This is a genomic window from Agriterribacter sp. (assembly GCF_035444585.1).
Taxonomy (GTDB): domain Bacteria; phylum Bacteroidota; class Bacteroidia; order Chitinophagales; family Chitinophagaceae; genus Agriterribacter.
In genome coordinates this window covers 1-18675 of sequence record NZ_DAOMOZ010000082.1, presented here as the reverse complement: position 1 = coordinate 18675, position 18675 = coordinate 1, and the positions used below count along the sequence as shown (strand labels likewise).

Annotated in this window: 21 protein-coding genes; 8 read left to right on the top strand and 13 right to left on the bottom strand. The window is 43.9% G+C overall.

Annotation, left to right across the window (positions count from 1 at the left end):
* On the top strand, positions 1-600 hold a 600-nt coding region (locus PLH26_RS10655; RefSeq protein WP_324585999.1), incomplete at its 5' end, for a pyruvate kinase.
* 84 nt (positions 601-684) lie between these two features.
* Positions 685-1014, top strand: coding sequence for a DMT family protein (locus PLH26_RS10650; protein WP_324585998.1), 330 nt, complete (start codon positions 685-687; stop codon positions 1012-1014).
* A gap of 115 nt (positions 1015-1129) precedes the next feature.
* Here the strand turns inward: PLH26_RS10650 and PLH26_RS10645 are convergent, their stop codons facing one another.
* The 6 genes from PLH26_RS10645 to PLH26_RS10620 all read right to left on the bottom strand — a co-directional run bounded on the left by PLH26_RS10645 (position 1130) and on the right by PLH26_RS10620 (position 7638).
* A complete protein-coding gene (locus tag PLH26_RS10645; RefSeq protein ID WP_324585997.1) occupies positions 1130-2473 on the bottom strand; it encodes a S41 family peptidase in 1344 nt (447 codons plus the stop codon).
* A gap of 133 nt (positions 2474-2606) precedes the next feature.
* On the bottom strand, positions 2607-3074 hold the full coding sequence (locus PLH26_RS10640) for a GNAT family N-acetyltransferase (protein ID WP_324585996.1): 468 nt from the start codon (positions 3072-3074) through the stop codon (positions 2607-2609).
* A gap of 231 nt (positions 3075-3305) precedes the next feature.
* Positions 3306-5114, bottom strand: a complete 1809-nt coding sequence (locus PLH26_RS10635) for a serine hydrolase (RefSeq protein ID WP_324585995.1) — start codon at positions 5112-5114, stop codon at positions 3306-3308.
* 57 nt (positions 5115-5171) lie between these two features.
* Positions 5172-6398: a trans-sulfuration enzyme family protein gene (locus PLH26_RS10630; RefSeq protein ID WP_324585994.1), complete on the bottom strand. Its 1227-nt coding sequence runs from the start codon at positions 6396-6398 to the stop codon at positions 5172-5174.
* A gap of 187 nt (positions 6399-6585) precedes the next feature.
* A complete protein-coding gene (gene azu / locus PLH26_RS10625; protein ID WP_324585993.1) occupies positions 6586-7104 on the bottom strand; it encodes an azurin in 519 nt (172 codons plus the stop codon).
* Between the two features lie 63 nt (positions 7105-7167).
* The gene (locus PLH26_RS10620) at positions 7168-7638 is read right to left on the bottom strand and encodes a hypothetical protein (protein ID WP_324585992.1); all 471 of its coding nucleotides are present in this window, start codon (positions 7636-7638) and stop codon (positions 7168-7170) included.
* Between the two features lie 188 nt (positions 7639-7826).
* Here PLH26_RS10620 and PLH26_RS10615 point away from each other — a divergent pair, with 188 nt between their 5' ends.
* The 4 genes from PLH26_RS10615 to PLH26_RS10600 all read left to right on the top strand — a co-directional run bounded on the left by PLH26_RS10615 (position 7827) and on the right by PLH26_RS10600 (position 11446).
* Positions 7827-9281 carry an arginine deiminase family protein gene (locus PLH26_RS10615; RefSeq protein WP_324585991.1) on the top strand — a complete coding sequence of 485 codons (1455 nt, stop codon included), beginning with the start codon at positions 7827-7829 and terminating at the stop codon, positions 9279-9281.
* Positions 9282-9335: 54 nt separating this feature from the next.
* On the top strand, positions 9336-10238 hold the full coding sequence (gene ctlX, locus PLH26_RS10610) for a citrulline utilization hydrolase CtlX (RefSeq protein WP_324585990.1): 903 nt from the start codon (positions 9336-9338) through the stop codon (positions 10236-10238).
* A gap of 123 nt (positions 10239-10361) precedes the next feature.
* On the top strand, positions 10362-10880 hold the full coding sequence (locus PLH26_RS10605) for a hypothetical protein (protein WP_324585989.1): 519 nt from the start codon (positions 10362-10364) through the stop codon (positions 10878-10880).
* A gap of 59 nt (positions 10881-10939) precedes the next feature.
* Entirely contained in the window at positions 10940-11446 is a 507-nt protein-coding gene (locus PLH26_RS10600) for an FKBP-type peptidyl-prolyl cis-trans isomerase (protein ID WP_324585988.1), read from the top strand.
* Positions 11447-11472: 26 nt separating this feature from the next.
* Here the strand turns inward: PLH26_RS10600 and PLH26_RS10595 are convergent, their stop codons facing one another.
* Positions 11473-12522 carry a phosphotransferase enzyme family protein gene (locus PLH26_RS10595; RefSeq protein ID WP_324585987.1) on the bottom strand — a complete coding sequence of 350 codons (1050 nt, stop codon included), beginning with the start codon at positions 12520-12522 and terminating at the stop codon, positions 11473-11475.
* A gap of 108 nt (positions 12523-12630) precedes the next feature.
* On the opposite strand from PLH26_RS10595, the gene PLH26_RS10590 reads away from it, so the two are divergent.
* Positions 12631-13161 carry a HEAT-like fold family protein gene (locus tag PLH26_RS10590; RefSeq protein WP_324585986.1) on the top strand — a complete coding sequence of 177 codons (531 nt, stop codon included), beginning with the start codon at positions 12631-12633 and terminating at the stop codon, positions 13159-13161.
* A gap of 92 nt (positions 13162-13253) precedes the next feature.
* Here the strand turns inward: PLH26_RS10590 and PLH26_RS10585 are convergent, their stop codons facing one another.
* Together PLH26_RS10585 and PLH26_RS10580 are read right to left on the bottom strand one after the other, a co-directional pair.
* Entirely contained in the window at positions 13254-14231 is a 978-nt protein-coding gene (locus PLH26_RS10585) for a YpdA family putative bacillithiol disulfide reductase (RefSeq protein WP_324585985.1), read from the bottom strand.
* Between the two features lie 99 nt (positions 14232-14330).
* Positions 14331-14897, bottom strand: a complete 567-nt coding sequence (locus PLH26_RS10580) for a DUF1599 domain-containing protein (protein ID WP_324585984.1) — start codon at positions 14895-14897, stop codon at positions 14331-14333.
* Between the two features lie 63 nt (positions 14898-14960).
* On the opposite strand from PLH26_RS10580, the gene folP reads away from it, so the two are divergent.
* A complete protein-coding gene (folP, locus tag PLH26_RS10575; RefSeq protein ID WP_324585983.1) occupies positions 14961-15791 on the top strand; it encodes a dihydropteroate synthase in 831 nt (276 codons plus the stop codon).
* Between the two features lie 16 nt (positions 15792-15807).
* On the opposite strand, the gene PLH26_RS21765 is transcribed toward folP, so the two are convergent.
* The 4 genes from PLH26_RS21765 to PLH26_RS10560 form a co-directional block, all read right to left on the bottom strand.
* Complete coding sequence (locus tag PLH26_RS21765; RefSeq protein WP_502876379.1) at positions 15808-16224, bottom strand: type II toxin-antitoxin system VapC family toxin; 417 nt, start codon at positions 16222-16224, stop codon at positions 15808-15810.
* Complete coding sequence (locus PLH26_RS10570; RefSeq protein ID WP_324585982.1) at positions 16221-16406, bottom strand: hypothetical protein; 186 nt, start codon at positions 16404-16406, stop codon at positions 16221-16223. Before PLH26_RS10570 ends, PLH26_RS21765 begins: the two co-directional genes overlap by 4 nt.
* Positions 16407-16555: 149 nt before the next feature.
* Entirely contained in the window at positions 16556-17509 is a 954-nt protein-coding gene (locus PLH26_RS10565) for an FKBP-type peptidyl-prolyl cis-trans isomerase (RefSeq protein ID WP_324585981.1), read from the bottom strand.
* Between the two features lie 9 nt (positions 17510-17518).
* Positions 17519-18526 (bottom strand): DHH family phosphoesterase, encoded by a 1008-nt coding sequence (locus tag PLH26_RS10560; RefSeq protein WP_324585980.1) that lies wholly within the window; start codon positions 18524-18526, stop codon positions 17519-17521.
* Positions 18527-18675 lie beyond the last annotated feature (149 nt).

Below are 18675 nucleotides of genomic sequence, written 5' to 3'. Positions count from 1 at the left end.
ACACAAATGATGGAAAGCATGATGGACCGCATTAAACCCAACCGCAGCGAGGCTACAGATGTAGCAAATGCAGTGCTGGAAGGGGCAGACGCTGTGATGCTGAGCGGGGAAACAGCCATGGGTCAGCATCCCGTGCTGGTAGTGCAAACCATGCGAAAAATTATTCTGGAAGTAGAAAAAAAGGAGTACCGCTATAACCGTGAAGAAGATCTTAAGCCGCAGCCGCATTCACCTTCATTTCACAGCGATGCCATTTGCTATAACGCATGTAAAATTGCAAGGGATGTAAATGCGGATGCGCTGATAGCGATGACACAAAGCGGGTACACAGCCTTTGTGGTAAGCAGCTATCGGCCCCAATCGCCGTTATATATTTTCACAAAAGAAAAAACCCTGGTTAACCAGCTTAGCCTGAGCTGGGGTGTCAGACCCTTTTTTTATAATGAGGAAGAAAACATAGACCAGATCATCTTTGACCAGATAGAGATTTTAAAAAGGAGAGGTTTCTTAAAAACCGGTGATACGGTAGTAAATACCGGCAGCCTGCCTGTTCACCTTCATTTACCTACCAATCTGCTTAAGATCACAAAAGTGGAATAGACAAAGGTTACGGATTACAGGTCTCAGGGTAGATTACAGGCACCGTTGCCCACACCGCACTTCCTGCCTACAAGCATTAATTATATGCGAACCATTGTATTGTTGTTGTTTTCTAACATCTTCATGACCATAGCATGGTATGGTCATTTAAAGCACCAAAATGTTTCGTTGTGGAAAGCAATTGCCCTGAGCTGGGGAATTGCTTTTTTTGAATATTGTCTGCAGGTACCGGCCAACCGTTTCGGATACATCAGCGGATTCAGCGCTTTCCAGTTAAAAATCATACAGGAAGCCATAACACTGGTGGTATTTGTTGCTTTTGCTTTGCTATATCTGCGCGAACCCATGCATTGGAAATACCTGCTCAGCTTTATCTGTCTTATGGGCGCTGTGTATTTTGCATTTATGAAATGAGGGTGGCGGTCGGCGACCAGCCATCAGCAGTCATCTTCTTTTTCTTCTCACATTGAACCCGCGGTCTGACGCTCCTTTCGTCGCGTACCGACCGCTACATTTCCACATTTCCCAACTACCACACGCTCCTCCGCTCTTCAACCGCTCCCTTGAACCGTTTTACATCCAGTGCAGCATTCCCCTTTTCGAGCTTAATATCCTGCTGCACACGGGGCGAGATGCGTGAAAAGCCACCATCGTTTATATAATGCAGGGCACTTGCCAGGCAGTTTTCATTAACATCGCCCCAGGGCTTATCCAATCCGTCATCAACAATAGCATCGGGCTGCAGCCCATTGAAATAATTACCCTCCCCGTTTTTATTTACGCTGCGAAAAGATACAGGAAAGATATACCAGTCGCCCACTCCTATATTAAAATAGCCAACCGGTTTCCCATGACTGGCCCTGCCAATGAGCTTTACATCCATATAGGGCTTAAGGCTGTTAATGAGCAGCTCGCTTGCGGATGCTGTGTTTTTGGTTATAATAAAAAAGATACGGCTTAGATCGAGCCCTCCCTTTTTTTGATAGTTTATTGTTGTGTCAAGAAGAGCTTTATAGTTATCGTTGAATTTTTCCTCCAGCATTATACTATTGTTGCCTGCGGCAGGTACCAGGTAGTTAGCCAGCTCATTCTGAAGCTCTACGTAACCTCCACCGTTGTAACGAAGGTCTATTACCATGTCGGTAACGCCCGCTGCGGAAAACTTACTGAATATATTTCCAAAACGGCTTTTGATGCTACCAATATCACCTAAAAAAGAATTATAAACCAGGTACCCCGTTTTATTACCGCCATTCGTATATATGCTATCCAGGATAATGGGTTCATCCTGGTAGGTTTTGGCTGTAAGCGCAATATCAACATCAGTTCCGTCGGGCTTTTCAAAAGTAAAACTGGCTGCGGAACTGTTGAACACGGCATCGGTAATACGTGATACAGTTGCATCATCGGTATTAACAGTGGTATTATTATTAACCGACACAATGCGCCAGCTTCTTTCTATACCCGCCGCTGCGGCAGGGGATGCAGGCTCAACATACGAAACCCGGAGGTCATTCTCAGACATGAAAAAAATGCCCAACCCAAAATCACCGCTGATCCCGGAACTCAGATCGTTCCACTCATTCTTTTTTATAGCAAAGCTCCAGCGGTCTACAGGATCATCGAACCCCGGCTCAATGCTGTACGGTCGCAAGGCCTTCATGATAGCATCCGGATCAGCATACGTTCCTGCATTAAACCCCGAAGGAAGGTTTTTATTCCATAAATAAAGCTCTTTTGCATAGCTCCAGGCGCTGTCTTTAATTTTATCGTCTGCAGTAGTATTACCGGGATCATTATTTTCCTTTCTACAGCCGAAAACCGAAAACATGCAGGCTGAAAAAAATATCAAAGCAATGTTTTTCAAACTCATATTTCTGCTATTGAGGTGCGGAACAGAAGGTGAACGAAAGCAATGTTTATTGAAATTACGTATTTGCAGGACATGCAGTTGCTCAAAACCTTACGCTTAACAATTATTTCCCAAAAATTAACGTTGGCTAACATTAAAAATTCACGTTGCAGTTTATCCAGCCCGGATCAAACTCCGCATCGTATTTTTTATAGAATTGTATAGCAGATTCGTTCCAGTCCAATACCTGCCACATCATGCCGGTAAATTTTTTTACCCGGGCTTCTTCAAGCAAACAGTCAAACAACATTTTACCGATGCCCCTGCCTCTCCACTCTCTTGTAACAATAATATCTTCCAGGTACATTCGCTGCCCTTTCCAGGTAGAATAGCGGATATAATACAACGCAAATGCCACGATTGTGCTGCTGTCATTTTCAACAGAAGGAGCTTCTGCTACAAATGCCCACCATACCGGGTTTTTGCCAAAACCACTTTCAACAAAATGATCGGCATCAACCGTTACTTCCTGCGGCGCCTTTTCATATTCCGCCAGTTCATGCACCAGCTCCATCAGGCGTGGACAATCTTCCTTTACCGCCGGTCTTATTGTTATACCCATGTTTAGTTTGATTGATTCAGGCTTTCAGCGATCAGTATAAGAACGCACGCTCTCACTTCTCACGCCCTGGCTGTCATCAGCTTTCAGCTCATGTATACTAACGATAAACTAAAGTTCTTCTTATCTTTCACCTTTCACCTCTCACCTTTCACCTCTCACCATTCACCTTTCACCATTCACCACTGACTGCTCACCACTCACTATTCACTACTCACCACTCACCCTCTCCTCCTATTTCCGTTTCGCTTTAAAAGTACCGTTGGGCTGAATAAAGCTCATGCCCGTTACTTTATTATCCGCTACATCAAATTTAACGCTGTATCCTTCCAGCACTTTGAGTTTAAAGGTATGATCGCCCAATGGAACGGTTTCATATTCGGGTTGGCCGGGAACAAATACAAATAAAGTTCCTTCTTTAAGATAAACCCTCGTTGTCATACCGGCCAACTCATATTCGCCTACATATTTCTGAAGCGCTTCTTTGCCTATGGATCTGACCCTGGGCGTATACACAAATTCAAGTGGTTTAAGCGAAGGCTCCAGTATCAAATTCAAACTACCGATCTTACCGTCATTCCTGGTTGCAAAATTTAAAACAGTGCCTCCTGAAGAAGTATCCAGCCCCTCCTCTTTGTCAAAGCCCTTTATTTCAAATACATCGTAGTGGTAGTGGCGCAGCCACAAAGAATCTTTACTTGTTCTGGCAAAAAGAGAGTCATTTCTCTGGTATATTTCCAGGTTGCCGTAACCGGGATTGTTAAATACACCTTCATAATCTTTAAGCGGATGAGAGGGTTTAGTGCCTGCCACACGGTTAGATGTTTTATTCTTTTCCGCTTCCTTTGCCCGCAGGGTGGCTTTGGCGGCTGCCAGCTTAAGCTCATTGCTCCAGTTCCTGTACTGTAGCTTCAGCATCCGGTCGGCAATTAAATTGCGGGCAACAGAAGGTATGGCAGAACCGTTTTGATTGGTAAGCACTACAATTCCTATACTATCGGAAGGAAAGAAGCTGGTGCTTGCCGAAAACCCGTCAATATTACCTCCATGCTCCACGCGGTAATGTCCGCGGTAGGAAGTGAGAAACCATGCCAGTCCGTAATTCGAAAAATAAATATCGGGACTTTCTTTGTCCGGAATCCCTCCGCCCATAGCCATTTGCGCGCTGATGGCTTCCCGGGTATAAGATTCAGGGATTATTTCCTTACCATTGAATTTTCCATTGTTTATCCAGGTTATTACCCAGTTGGCCATTTCCGTAACGCTGCTGTTGATGCTGCCGGCCGGGCCCATGCCGTCAATATTAAAATAATCGAGCTTTTTAATGCTGCTGTCTTTTTTTAAGGTATAGCCAAGGGAAGCATCATCGTCCTGCCCCATATTTTTTACACTCAGGTTGGAGCGGCTCATACCAAGAGGCGTAAATATTTTTTCTTTTATATTCTCTTCCCATGATTTACCGGTTATCTTTTCAGTGATCATACCCTGGGTAAGGAACATGAAATTATTATACTGCCATTTTTCTCTTATACCTGTATTGGGTTCCAGGTATTGTATGCGCTGCAGCAGGCTGTCGCGGGAAGCCGTTGGGAACAGGTACCACGAATAATCGTGGCGGGACAGACCGGTACGGTGTGCCATCATATCACGCACGGTGATCTTTTCATTCATATCGTTGTTAAAAAAATGCAGTGCAGGCAAATATCCCGTTGCTTTTTTGTCGAGCGATAATTTTCCATTCTTTTCCAGCATGCCCAGCAAAGAAGCAGTAAAAGCTTTGGTGCAGGAGCCTATGGCAAAAAGCGTATTGACTGTAACCGGTTTTTTGCCGGCATAATCACGATAGCCAAATCCCCTGCTATAGATCACTTGATTTTTTTCTACAACAGCCACGGCAAAACCCACGGCATTCCAGTCTTTCAACAGTTTTTCAAGGGCCGTATCCAATCCCGAAAGCCGTTTGTCGGGTTGTATTTTACTTTTTTGCGCAGTGGTAAATACAGAAAAAAGGAGCATCAGGGAAAGAGGAAGGAGTTTTTTCATAACCGTATGTTTTGGAACCAATAAATTATGGTAGCCTGCAATAAATAAGCATGAAAATCATTTCAGGGCCTGCTCCAGGTCGCCCAGAATATCTTCTATATTTTCCATGCCCACGCTCATCCTTATCAACCCATCGGTTATGCCATACCGTTCCCTTTGCTCTTTAGGAACGCTGTAATGCGTCATGGAGGCGGGGTGAGATAACAAAGTATCACAGGTACCGAGAGATACGGTTCGGGTGCACAATTGCAATTTGTTCATGAAGTTTATACCTGCCTGTAAGCCGCCCTTCAGTTCAAAACTCATCATAGCGCCGGGGTGACGCATTTGCTTTTTGGCTACTGCATGATCCGGATGCGAGGTTAGTCCGTTATAATTTACCGAAGCCACCGCTTTATGGGTATTGAGCAACGCTGCTACTTTTTCGGCATTGCCGCAATGCCGCTCCATCCGCACTTCCAGGGTTTTCATACCGTTTACCAGCAAAAAGGCATCAAAAGCACTGCTGCTTCCGCCCAAAGCCTTATACACCTTATATGCCTTACCCTTCATAAAGGAAACATCCCGGCTTATAAATACGCCGCCAATGGCAGTGCCATGACCATTGAGGAATTTGGTAGTGGAATGGATCACAAAATCAACACCATACTTAAAAGGTTGTTGCAGGTATGGCGTGGCGAAAGTATTGTCGCAGGCAATGATCTTTCCGTATTGTTTGCCCAGCTTGGTTAACGCTTCAATATCTACACACTGAATGGTAGGATTGGCGGGCGTTTCAATATAGATCATTTTAATGGCCGGGTGCTTTTTCAGCATATCTTCCGCAATAGTAAGATCGCGCAGGTCGGCGATTATGGCATCTACACCAAATGCCGGCAACAGGGTATTCATCTGCTCCTGCGTGCCGCCATAGAGAGAATAATGCGATAAAATTTTGTCACCGGCCTTTAAGGTGCTCATCATTAAAGTGCTGATGGCGGCCATGCCTGAAGCCTGCAAATAGGCTTTTAAGACCAGCGGATCACCGTTCTCATTTGTAACGCCGAAGGATTCCATTGCGGAGATCTTTGCTTCGGCTTCACGAAAAGTAGGATTACCCCAACGGGTATATATATAGCCCTGTTCTTTACCGCTGAAACGGCGCATGCCCTGTTCGGCATCATCATATACAAAGGTAGAAGTGGCATATACGGGGGTAAGATGAGCATAGTTCGGATCCTGCCGGTGACCAGCGTGTATGGCTAATGAACTGAAACCTGAATAAGGAAAATCTTTGTCTGACATATTGAACCTGGATTACAGATAACCATTCCATTGGTTAAATTATTGTCAAAAATACGTGAAAAGCGGAAGCAAACCATTAGACCGGGTAGCGGCAGTTTGCATGAGGTGGTCCAAATAAATCCTGTGTAACACGGTCCAAAACAAAACCCACTGCATGTATCAGTGGGTTTAAAAATAATTTCAAAAATTACTCCACAATAAAATCTCCTTTCATAAAGCCATAGTGCCCGGGAAAGCTACAGATGAAAGGATAAGTGCCTGCAGCAGGAGCAGTGAACTCAATGGTAACGCTTTCGCCGCCACCAATGATTTTGGTATGGGCAATTACATTTGCGGCTTCCGATTCGGGGAAATAATCATTCGCTTTTGCATCAACAGCTTTTGCGGCAAATGCAGCGACATCTGTGTCGGGCTTCAAAATTACAACATTGTGCCCCATTGCCTCTTTGGCCAGTTTACCGGAATGATGAAGGGTAAGGGTAACTTTCTGACCAGCTTTAGCCCGAAGCTCTGTTTTATCAAATTTCATTACATCGTTACCTGTAATTTCAAGCACTACTCCTTCGGCAGCGGGTGTTGCAGCAGGCGTTTCAGCCGTTTGTTCTTCAGCAGCCGGTTGCTCAGACGCTTTGGATGATTCATCTCCACCGCCGCATGCAGCGAGGCTAACCACGCCGGCGATCAATGCATACTTAATAATTTTCATGATATTTAAAATTTTTTGCGAAGGTACAGTGCAAATCCAGAACAAAAAACAAAATAGCAGAAATTAATGGATATTGAAGGCCTTCTGTACCGACTGCAGGTTTTTCAGATCAACATCCTTGTGCAAGGCTAGTCTTGTTGCGTCAATCAGCACAATTTTTGCCGAAACGATTTGCCCGGGAGGATCAAAAAGATTACCTGACAATGCGCTCATATCTATGCTGATATACCCTTCGCCGTGAATAGCACCGTAAGTAATGCCATCAAATACCTGCGGTAACGCTTCGTAATACGATGTGCCGGAAAATGAAAGATAAACCAATACCGCACCATCCTGGTAAACAACGTTATCCAGCTCGGGAACATCAAGTTCGGCAGAGTAACTTTCCCCGCCATTCGTAGTTGTCCAGTCGCCCGGCGCAATGTCATATACTGCCGAAAATGCCTGGTCTACCCGTTGCACTTCGGTGATCTCTTTCTTGCAGGAAGAAAACATTAAAAGTGCCAGCGCCGAAAGTAAAAACGATCTTTTCATAAAATGATTTTTAAGTTAACGAAGTAGTATAAGTGTTTGTTACATTTGGTAAATAAGACAAATATTATTCCCCGGGGTTTAAGAAAGCATTAAACATTGGAAATAAAGATTGTTTAACAGCGGATAGATGGTTAGCCATCTCGTTTGCTCCGGCTTAAAAGGCTTAGATTTATAATAATTTTACGGATATGCACCCTTCTAACCAGCTTCATATCACTTCAGAGATCGGTACATTGCGAAGTGTGCTGGTACATACGCCCGATAGCGGTTTGGGAAAAGTTGTGCCTTCCAAAGCACAGGACTGGCTTTTTGAAGATATTGTGCACCTGGATACCATCCGGCGTAAGGAATACGATTACTATACAAAATTGCTTTTATACTTCCTGGATCCGGCAAAGATCAGGGGAAAGCTAAGTCAGGCAGATGACCCGGGAAACAGCAGGAATTTTTACAAGCCCGAACACCCGGATTTCTTCCGGTCGGATAAAGTGGTGGAATTGCAGAACCTGCTTGCCGATATACTTGATAATACCGCTATCAGGGAAAAACTGTGTGCCTCGGTATGTGCTATAGAAAATTGCTCTTACCTCATGCAAAAAGCGCTGGCCCAACTGGAGCCGGCAACACTGGCCAAGGTGTTTATTACGGGAAGCCTGCCCGACAAAACCATGATCTTCCCCCCCATTCCTAACTTTATTTTTACGCGGGATATAGGCATCGTGATCAAAGATCATATACTGCTGAACAAGCCGGCAAAAAAAGCCCGGATGCGGGAAGCGCTGCTTGCAAAATACATTTTCTACAATCACCTTCTTTTTTCGGGCTACCAGCACAATATCATTGAATTGACAGACACCCATCGCCACTTTTTAATGCCACGCGATGGCGAAGATAAAAAAGTAACCCTCGAAGGCGGCGATGTAATGGTGGTCAGTCCCAACCACCTGCTTGTTGGCGTTAGTGAACGCACCAGCATGGAAGCCGCACATCAGGTAATTACCACTTTATTCAAAAAAGAACTGGTAAATAAAATAAGCGTTGTAAAAATTCCGCGGAAACGCGATTACATGCACATTGATACCCTTTTTACCCAGGTAAAAAGAAACACATGGGTGCTGCTTGGCGTTTTTTCCAAAGCTGCTATCCGCCGGGAAGCTGCCGATCCCGTACAAAGGATCCTCGACACACCCCAAAAAGATGATGCGCTGCGCATTATACAATTCCATAAAAACAATATCGCACAACCGGTTTATACAGACAATCTTGAAGACCTGCTGACCGATATAAGCGTTAATGATCTAAAATGCAGGGACAAGGTACAGTTTATTTATTCCGGCAATAACAGGTTCCCTTACGACAGCCGGGAGCAATGGACAGATTCCTGCAACCTGCTGGCGCTTAAAGAAGGCGTTGTACTGGGGTACGACCGCAACGATAAAACCACGGATGCCTTTCGTGAGCACGGCTTTGAAATAGCAGAGGCGAAAGACATGATCGGGGCATTGGAAAAGGGAACCACAACACCCGATAAGATAAATAACACTTTGATATTAATCCCGTCTGCTGAATTATCAAGAGCAAGAGGCGGATTTCACTGCATGAGCATGCCACTGATGAGGGACGATATTGGGGAGGAGGAATAGGGAATAAGGTGGAAGGTGAAGGGTATAAGGTATGAGGTGCTAAACAACAACAACATGCAAACTGCATCACATCTTTTAATGATCAGGCCGGTTAATTTTGGCTTTAACCGGGAAACGGCAGTGAACAATGCATTCCAGACCGGTGCTGATGATGGGGATGTACAGGCAAAAGCAGTGAAAGAATTTGAAGATTTTGTACAATTGCTGTCGGGTAACGATATTGATGTTACAGTAGTTGATGATACGCCCCTGCCCTATACCCCCGATTCCGTATTTCCCAACAACTGGATCTCTTTCCATGAAAGAAGAACGGTCTGCCTTTATCCTATGTTTGCATTGAACCGCAGGCAGGAACGGAAGCCACAGCTCATAGAAATGTTGAAAGCCATATTCAATATTTCAACAGTTATTGATTTTACGCACCACGAGAAGAACAACCGTTTTCTTGAAGGTACCGGCAGCATGGTGCTGGACCGCAGGTTCAAAATTGCCTACGCCTGCCTTTCGCCGCGAACCGATATTGATGTACTGGATACATTTTGCCGCTCCATGAAATTTTTGCCGGTAGCGTTTGAGGCTTTTGATAAAAACGGGAAAGCCATTTACCATACCAACGTAATGATGTGCGTGGCAGACCGGTATGTTGTTGTTTGCCTGGAAAGCATAACAAATTTACAACAAAGAGAAAGCGTTGTTTCTGCAATTGGTATGACTGCCAAAAAAATCATCCCTATTACCATTGAACAAATGCAGCATTTTGCAGGCAATATGCTGCAGGTACAAAACAGGAAAGGGAAAAAATTTCTAATCATGTCTTCACAGGCTTATCAGTCTTTGCAGGCGCAGCAGATCAAGGAACTTAAAAAATACAATGCCATACTTCATTCTCCGCTTGATACCATTGAAGCACAGGGCGGAGGAAGTGCAAGATGCATGATAGCAGAGGTCTTTCAATAGTGGAATAAAAATGCCTTGCCTGTCCGGCCTCGGATTTTATCCGCCACGCGAACAGATCTGCCTGCAGGCTTGCTTCTTTTAACCGGGTTTCTGTCCTAAAACAGAATATCGTATTTTTACAGTATGAATTTAGAATACAGGCATCTGCTTCCCGCAGACTTTGATCCTTTGTCGAGAGTATGGATATACCAGGGCAGCCGCCCTTTCTCATTGTCTGAGGTATTGACCGTTGAAGATATGCTGAACGGCTTTTCACAACAATGGCATGCGCATGGCTCAGGTGTGAAAAATTTTGCCACTGTTTTTTTTGGACAGTTTATTGTTCTGATGGCCGATGAAACCCATACTCATGTAAGCGGATGCAGCACCGACAGCTCAGTGCGAATGATAAAAGAAATAGAAAAACAATTTAACCTGTCGTTATTCAACAGGCAAATGCTGGCTTTTGTAGTAAAAGACAAGATACAGGTGCTGCCGATGAACCAGTTGGCTTATGCCGTGGAGAACAACTTTATTACCGCCGATACCCTGTATTTCAACAACACGGTGCTAACAAAAAAAGAGATGGAAAACAACTGGCTTATTAAAGTTAAAGACAGCTGGCTTGCCGGGAAGATCACATTTCCTGCTGTTGCGTCATGATACGTGATATTATTTTATGATTTCCGCCGGTGCGTTTATCTTTATAAAAATGAGTAACAATGACAGTTGAAAAAGACAAGGTAGTAAGCATTCAGTACAATGCCACCGACGAAACAGGAACGGTAGTTGACAGCAACACCGAATTTGAGCCATTGGAATATTTGCACGGGCATGGCAATATCCTGGAAAACCTGGAAAATGCACTGAACGGTCTGCAGATAGCGGAAGAAAAAAAGATAACTTTAGCTCCGGGTGAGGCCTATGGCGAATTCAATCCCGAACTGGTGTTTGAAGTGAAACGTGACCAGTTCCCCGAAGGCGCCGATCAGGTTCAACCGGGCACTATGGTGCAATCATCTGACGGACAGGAGCTGATCGTTACTGATATGGATGGCGATAAGATCATTTTGGATGGCAACCATCCCCTGGCAGGAAGAACCTTACATTTTAGTGTAACGATAAAAAATATCAGGCAGCCTACCGCGGAGGAACTGTCACACGGGCATGTGCATCATGCGCATTCGCATGGCAACAATAGCTGTGGTGACGGCTGCGGGTGTCATTAGTAGTAGTAAGTGGTAAGTTGGTAAGATTAAACAATGCTTCTAAGCCGGTGTTCTTTTTCCAGCAGTTTTTTCAGCAGGCTGATCTGGTTGGAACCACGTGTAAAATTATGCCCTTCATACCTGGCGCCGTAGTATTCGTCATTATTAAGGTGGTCGGCTATAAAACGCAGCGCCTGCATATAAACAAGATAACATGCTGCATCAAAGAAAGCAGCTTTTTCTGCTGTGCTGAGTTCATTTTCCATCCCTTTAAGGTATCCCTCAACAATGGCTTTATAATATTCCTCCCTGATCTCGATTTTTGAAAAATCTTTTTCTTCTTCACTCACCGGTGAGAGGCAGGTACGCATCATATCGCCCACATCGCTGATAAAATAACCCGGCATTACGGTATCGAGGTCTATTACACACAGCCCTTTGTCGTGTTCATCAAATAAAACATTGCTGATCTTTGTATCATGATGTGTAACCCTTAATTTGAAATCGGGATCCTGCTTCATGGCATCAAACCGCTTTGCAATATAATCCTGCGCCTTTAGCCAGTTGATTTCTTTTTCCGCCATCTCAATGCGCAAAGGGTTGCCCGATTGCAGCGACTGAAGAAATTGCCGGTAACGAAGGCTCAGGTTATGAAAATCGGGAATGGTAACTTTTAATTCATCCACCGGGAAGCCATTCAGCAAATGGGTAAATCGTCCGAACTGCTTTGCCGCTTCAAAAGCCTGTTGCGGCGTTTGAACCACATCAACGGTATGTGATTTTTTTATGAAAGGAACCAGGCGGAAATAACCTTCTCCTTCCATAAAAAAGATGTCGGTCCCATCGTTGGTATATAAATTCCTTACAAACAAATAGTCGGGGTGATGTTCAGCAAGGTAAGCACCGATGATGCGTATGTTGTGTGCTATATCCTCCGGCGATTTGAATACGTGCTGGTTGATACGCTGTAATATGTATGATGTATCCCTGTCGTACCGGCTAACCTTCCACGTGTTATTGATCAGGCCCGATCCGAAGGACTTTACTTCCCATGCAGAAAAATCCAAACCGTATGTTTGCAATACCTTTTGTAACATTGTTTGAAATTGATTAAAGGTATACGAAAAACAAAACACACTGCTTATTTTACATCCCAATCTCTAAATTTCACACAAACGTTTTCGTAAATTGAATTACTCATAAATATGAACCTCAGAGACGCCATCCTGAAAGAACATTCAAAAGAGCAATGTTCTGCAATAGTTGCCTGTATAAGCGACAACCAGCAGCGTTTTGATGAGCTGGTAACGCTTTTTTTGCATGACGAATACCGTGTAGCGCAAAGAGCTGCATGGCCGTTAAGCTACTGCGTGGCAGCCCATCCCCACCTGGTAAAGAAACATTTGAAGAAGATCATCCGCAATTTAAAAAAGCCCGGCATTCACAATGCCGTAAAAAGAAATACCGTGAGATTATTACAGGATATTGATATTCCTCAAAGTATCCATGGAGATGTACTGGATATTTGTTTTAAATATGTGGCCGACCCAAAAGAGGCAGTTGCGGTAAAAGCTTTTTCATTAACCATTCTCAGCCGTTTTACCCAACAATACCCCGAAATAATTCCCGAAATAAAATTACTTATAGAAGACCAGTTGCCGCACCAAACCGCAGCCTTTGCCGGCAGGGCGAAAAGGGTTCTGATAGAGCTGGAAGGAAAAGGTGATACGGCGTAAAAAGGTTTCATACCTTCAGCAGGACGAGAACAATATTAAGTGCGTACTTCAAAATTTTATCTTCGGATTTAATGATTCGTAGTTTACTATTTTTAGCTTGTTATTTCCTTCGACTCTTTTTTCAAAATATCTTTCATAATAATAGAGGCATGCACTCTTGAGTTTTCGATGAACCAGCTATGCGTATCCATACCACCACATACCACACCGGCCAGGTAAATATTCTTTTTATTGGTTTCCATTGTTTCAGGGTTATAGTCGGGGCGTAGTTTTTCATCATCCGATAAGTGAATACCCGCTTTGCTCAAAAAATCAAACTGAGGCTGGTAACCTGTGGTGGCAATTACATAATCATTGGGTATGGTAACAATTCCTTCCGGCGTTTGTATATCTACCCGGTCTTCATAAATAGCCGATAAGGTGGAGTTAAAAAAAGCTTTGATGCTTCCCTCGGCGATACGGTTTTCTATATCCGGCTTTACCCAGTATTTTACCCGGCTGCCTATTCCGCTTCTCCTGATCACCATGGTTACCTCAGCGCCCTTGCGAAAAGTTTCCAGCCCGGCATCAACAGCAGAGTTGTTGGCGCCTACTACCACTACTTTTTGCATGGCATAAAAGTGCGGTTCTTTATAATAATGCGTTACTTTGGGCAGATCTTCACCCGGTATGTTCATTAACACAGGCTTATCGTAAAAGCCGGTGGCCAGTACAATGTATCTGGTATGGTAGGTTGCCTTGGTCGTAATTACTTCGTAACCGGTATCACTGTCGTTAATGGATTTCACTTCTTCCTGCAGGTGCACATCCAGGCGGTTGGATAGTGTTACGCGGCGGTAATATTCCAGCGCTTCATTTCGGGTAGGCTTAACCGATATAGATACAAAAGGAATGCCGCCTATCTCCAGCCGTTCCGATGTGGAAAAGAAAGTCATATTATACGGGTAGTTATACAGGGAATTGACCAGGCAGCCCTTTTCCAGGATGCAATACTTCAGCCCGGCTTTTTGGGCTTCCAATGCACAGGCAAGCCCGATAGGGCCGCCACCAACTATAATGATATCTAACATGTATTTGATAAGATTTTATAAAAATTTACAGGCAGGCAAACCATAAGCAAAGGTACAGACTGATTCCGAGATTGATTTTTTCAAACGCGTACAATACAGTTACCCCGGCCGGTGCTTTCCCTCACTTATAAGGATCAATGCAAAAACCGCATAGTTGATAATATCGTAATAATTGGCATCAATCCCTTCGCTGATCAGTGTTTGCCCCTTATTGGCCAATATTTGTTTGATCCGCAATAACTTCGATAAAATAAGATCGGTAAAGCTTTCCTGGCTCATTTCCCGCCACGCTTCCCCGTAATCGTGGTTTTTATTTTCCATCAACGCCTTTGCATTGGCAATTACCTTATCGTATAAATGCTGAACGGTATGCACATCCAGCTCTTCAACCTCGTCTGTTTTAAGCTCCATTTGCATGAGGCCCACTACGCCATAATTCAAAATACCCCTGAATTCTGATGTAATATCATCGTCAATTTTCTGCGACCCGTTTTCCTGGATGGTGCGGATGCGCCTGGCTTTTATATATATCTGGTCAACAATAGAAATGGTCCTTAATACTCTCCAGGATGTACCGTAATCCATTGTTTTCTTTAAAAAAATATCCCTGCACTGTTTTACCGCGGTATCATATTGCTGAATGGTTGTCATTACTGGACTGCTCATTTAATATGGGATGAACTATTTTTGTTCCTGCGCTGAGTTTCAAAAATAAGCCGAAAACCAATAATGTACACTTTAAACTGCAAGGGCCGTTTGCTGACGATAGACGAACCCTGGGTGATGGGCATCATCAACACTACGCCTGATTCATTCTACCATGGAAGCAGGAAGCAACATGTTGATGAGATAGCACAGCTTGCTGAAAAGATGATAACGGAGGGCGCCAACATTGTAGATATCGGGGGGCAAAGCACCCGCCCCGGCAGCAAAAGGATAAGTGTGCAGGAAGAAACAGACAGAACAGTTCCTGCCATTGAACGGATACTGCGGGATTTCCCGGATGCCGTTATTTCAATAGACACTTATTCTTCTGATGTGGCGAAAGCGGCGGTAAAAGCCGGAGCTTCCATGGTAAACGATATCAGCAGCGGCGATATGGATGATGCCATGCTTTCTGCCGTAGCAACTTTAGGAATACCTTATGTTTGCATGCACATGCAGGGAACACCGGGCACCATGCAAAAAGACCCGCAGTATGAAGATGTAGCTGTAGCTGTATTGGATTACCTGGCCCGTAAAACCGACCAATGCACAAAAGCAGGCATCCGGGATATTATTATTGACCCGGGATTTGGCTTTGGAAAAACCATCGCACATAATTTTACATTGCTTAAATCGCTTCCCGCACTCCGGATCATCAATCGCCCGGTAATGGTTGGACTTTCACGCAAATCAACCATCTATAAAACACTACACACAACGGCCGAAGGGGCTTTAAACGGCACCACCGCTTTACATACCATTGCCCTGATGAATGGTGCCGATATATTACGGGTGCACGATGTAAAAGCGGCTAAAGAAGCAATAGCGCTTTTTATGGTTTACCAAAAGGTTTAGGAGTACGATATTTTTCTCACTTCTCCTGTGTGGCCGAAAGAAATGCCCCCGGCGTAACCACGTTGATAACTGAATGCTTGTAATGTTTAATATTGCGTGTAATAAAGTATTTGATTCCCCGAATTTGTAAAGCTGTATAATATTGACAGGCATCTTCAATATCGTGAAAATTACTTTGCAGGGCCTTCTGAAAATCTTTTGACCGCGTCTGAGCTATATATACTTTTTTTAATAATGCTTCTAATAAAATTCTGGCTTCCGCAGGCCTGTATTTGGTCAGGAAATAAGTAATGTTAGTAAAGGACGCAGAAGATGTATACATACTGTACCCCGGCTTTGAGCGCCTGTTTAAAACGCTTTCTGAATCAGTTACTGATCCTTCCCGGTTTAACAGAACGTCCAAAAAAATATTAGTATCAATGAATACAATCATTTGCGAGCTTTAAATTTTTCTTCCCTGATCTTTCCCAACATAATTTTATAATCCGATACAGCCAATTCCTGAATAGGAGAAGAAGGTCGGAGTAAGGTGCCCAAACCTTGTTCAGCAATATCAATTTTTTCTTTCTTCGAAGCCGTACGCACGAATTCCCTTATAAGACCAGAAACGGTCATCTTCTTTTTTTATTTAATGCAAAACAGACAGATTACTTCAGTAATCTGTCTGTTTGAATAATGTGAATAGTGAGTAGTGAATAGTGAGTAGTGAGTAGTGAGCGATAAATTCCCTGTTTCTTAATCCACACACCCTAATACCCTACTCCCTATTGCTTTTTGGGAGCAGCAGAAGGACGCGCAGGTAACTGCTGAGGGGCAGATGCCTCTTTTACATCCAATACCTCTATTTCGAACATGAGGTTGGTGTTTGGCTTTATTTTGCCAGACCCTTGTGAGCCGTAGCCCAGCACCGAAGGAATGAACAGCCTGCCTTTGGCACCCTTACCAAGCAACTTCAACCCGTCGTCAAATCCTTTTATGGAACCACCGGTGCCCAGGGTAAATGTATAGGGCTCAGTGTGATGAAAGGAAGAATCCACATTGCTGTCGAACGCAGTGCCATCAAGGAATTTGCCGGTATATTTAACCGACACAGACTGACCGTCTTTGCCCGGCTCGCCGCCGGCCTGCTGAATTTCAACATAAGTGCCCAGTTCGGTTTTGGTAGCCTTTATATTGTTTTCAGCAATATAATCCTGCAAAGCTTTATCATCCTTTACCGCCTGCGCAATAGCATGGATAGAATCCTGGCGCTGGAATTCCTGTACTTCTTTGGCAAAATCTGCCTGTGCACTATCGGCTTTCAGAATGCCCAGTATTTTAAACGTGGTAATCAAATATTCACCTTTTTTAAATTCTTTGGGCATCATGGCCATCCCGCCTTTAAATACGCTATCCGTAAGAATGCGGGTGATCACGCTATCTCCCACCCTTACATTTTTAAATACTTCATAGTATTCCTTCGGCAATTGCATGCCGGTACTGTCGATAGGCTGGTATTGCGGTGGCTGGCCATAAGTATCTTTCATGGCAGAATCCTTGTATTTCTGCGCAAAGTGAAATTTCATTACCTCGCCGTATCCGATAGGATCTCCTTTGCTACTGCCAATAATTTTGTACTCCATCCCGTTCGCTAACTTTGTATAGGTTCCACTGCCGCCGCAGGAACTTAATCCGAAAGCCAAAGCCAATACGGCTCCTAACCATGTTATTCTTTTCATATTTGGTGATTATTGTAATTGTGATGCGTTTTCTTTTATCGCTTTTTTAAATAATTGCATAGTAGTCTGGAGTGAATCTGAACTTCTTCCACCAGAAGCATTGAAGTGACCGCCACCATTAAAATATTTCCTGGCAAAAGTATTTACGTCCACATTTCCCTTGCTCCTGAACGACCATTTTCGTTCTTCGTCCCGGTCTATTACCAATCCTGCCAATTTTATGCCCTGAATGGTAAGCGGATAATTTACCAGCCCTTCGGTATCGCCGGTTTTGATATTAAATTTAAGCAGGTCGCTTTTGGGTATTGCAATAAGTGCCGCGTTGTACTCGTAAAAGATTTCCATGCGGTGCAATAATACATGGCCGATGAATCTTAACCTGTCTTCCAAAAAATTATCATACAAATTTTCGTGTATGATGGCATGTTTCAACCCCTTTCTTTTTAAAGCTGCCACCATTTCATGCACATCGGGTGAAGTAGCCGGAAACCTGAAGGAGCCGGTATCACCGATTATGCCTGCATAAAGACAGGCCGCCACATTTTCATTAATAAGATGTTCGTTGCCGGAAGCTTTAATAAAATCATATACCATCTCGGAAGTAGAGCTTTTAACGGTAAGGCTGATCCCGTAATCAAAAGCTTCTGTTTCCGGCTGCTCATGGTGGTCAATCAAAATTTTAATGCAGTTCAGTTCCGAAAGCTTTGCCGCCATATGCTTTGTGCGGTGCAAAGCGTTAAAGTCCAGGCAAAACAACCACTCTGCTTTATCTAAAGCAGCATTCGCTTTTTCCCTGGCAGCCTCAAAATCTATAACGGCTTTTGAGCCGGGCATCCATTTCAGGAAATCGGGCCAATTGGTAGGTGAAATAACCGTAACCTCATGTCCCAACTGAGCCAATATCCCTGCAAGCGCTAAAGAAGAACCCATGGCATCGGGATCAGGCTTCTGATGCATGGTAACAACTACATTGCGGGGCGTATTCAATAATGGATAAATCTCCTGGATGGGTTTCATACAAAGCCGCAAAAATCAACTATAATCTGCATTCGGTCAAATCTTTTTTACTCATGGCCACAACAATTTTCATATTAGCCTAAACCCATTACCTTTGCTGCCCTAAAGGAAAGAATATGAGTAATATAACCTTTACCATGATCAAGCCG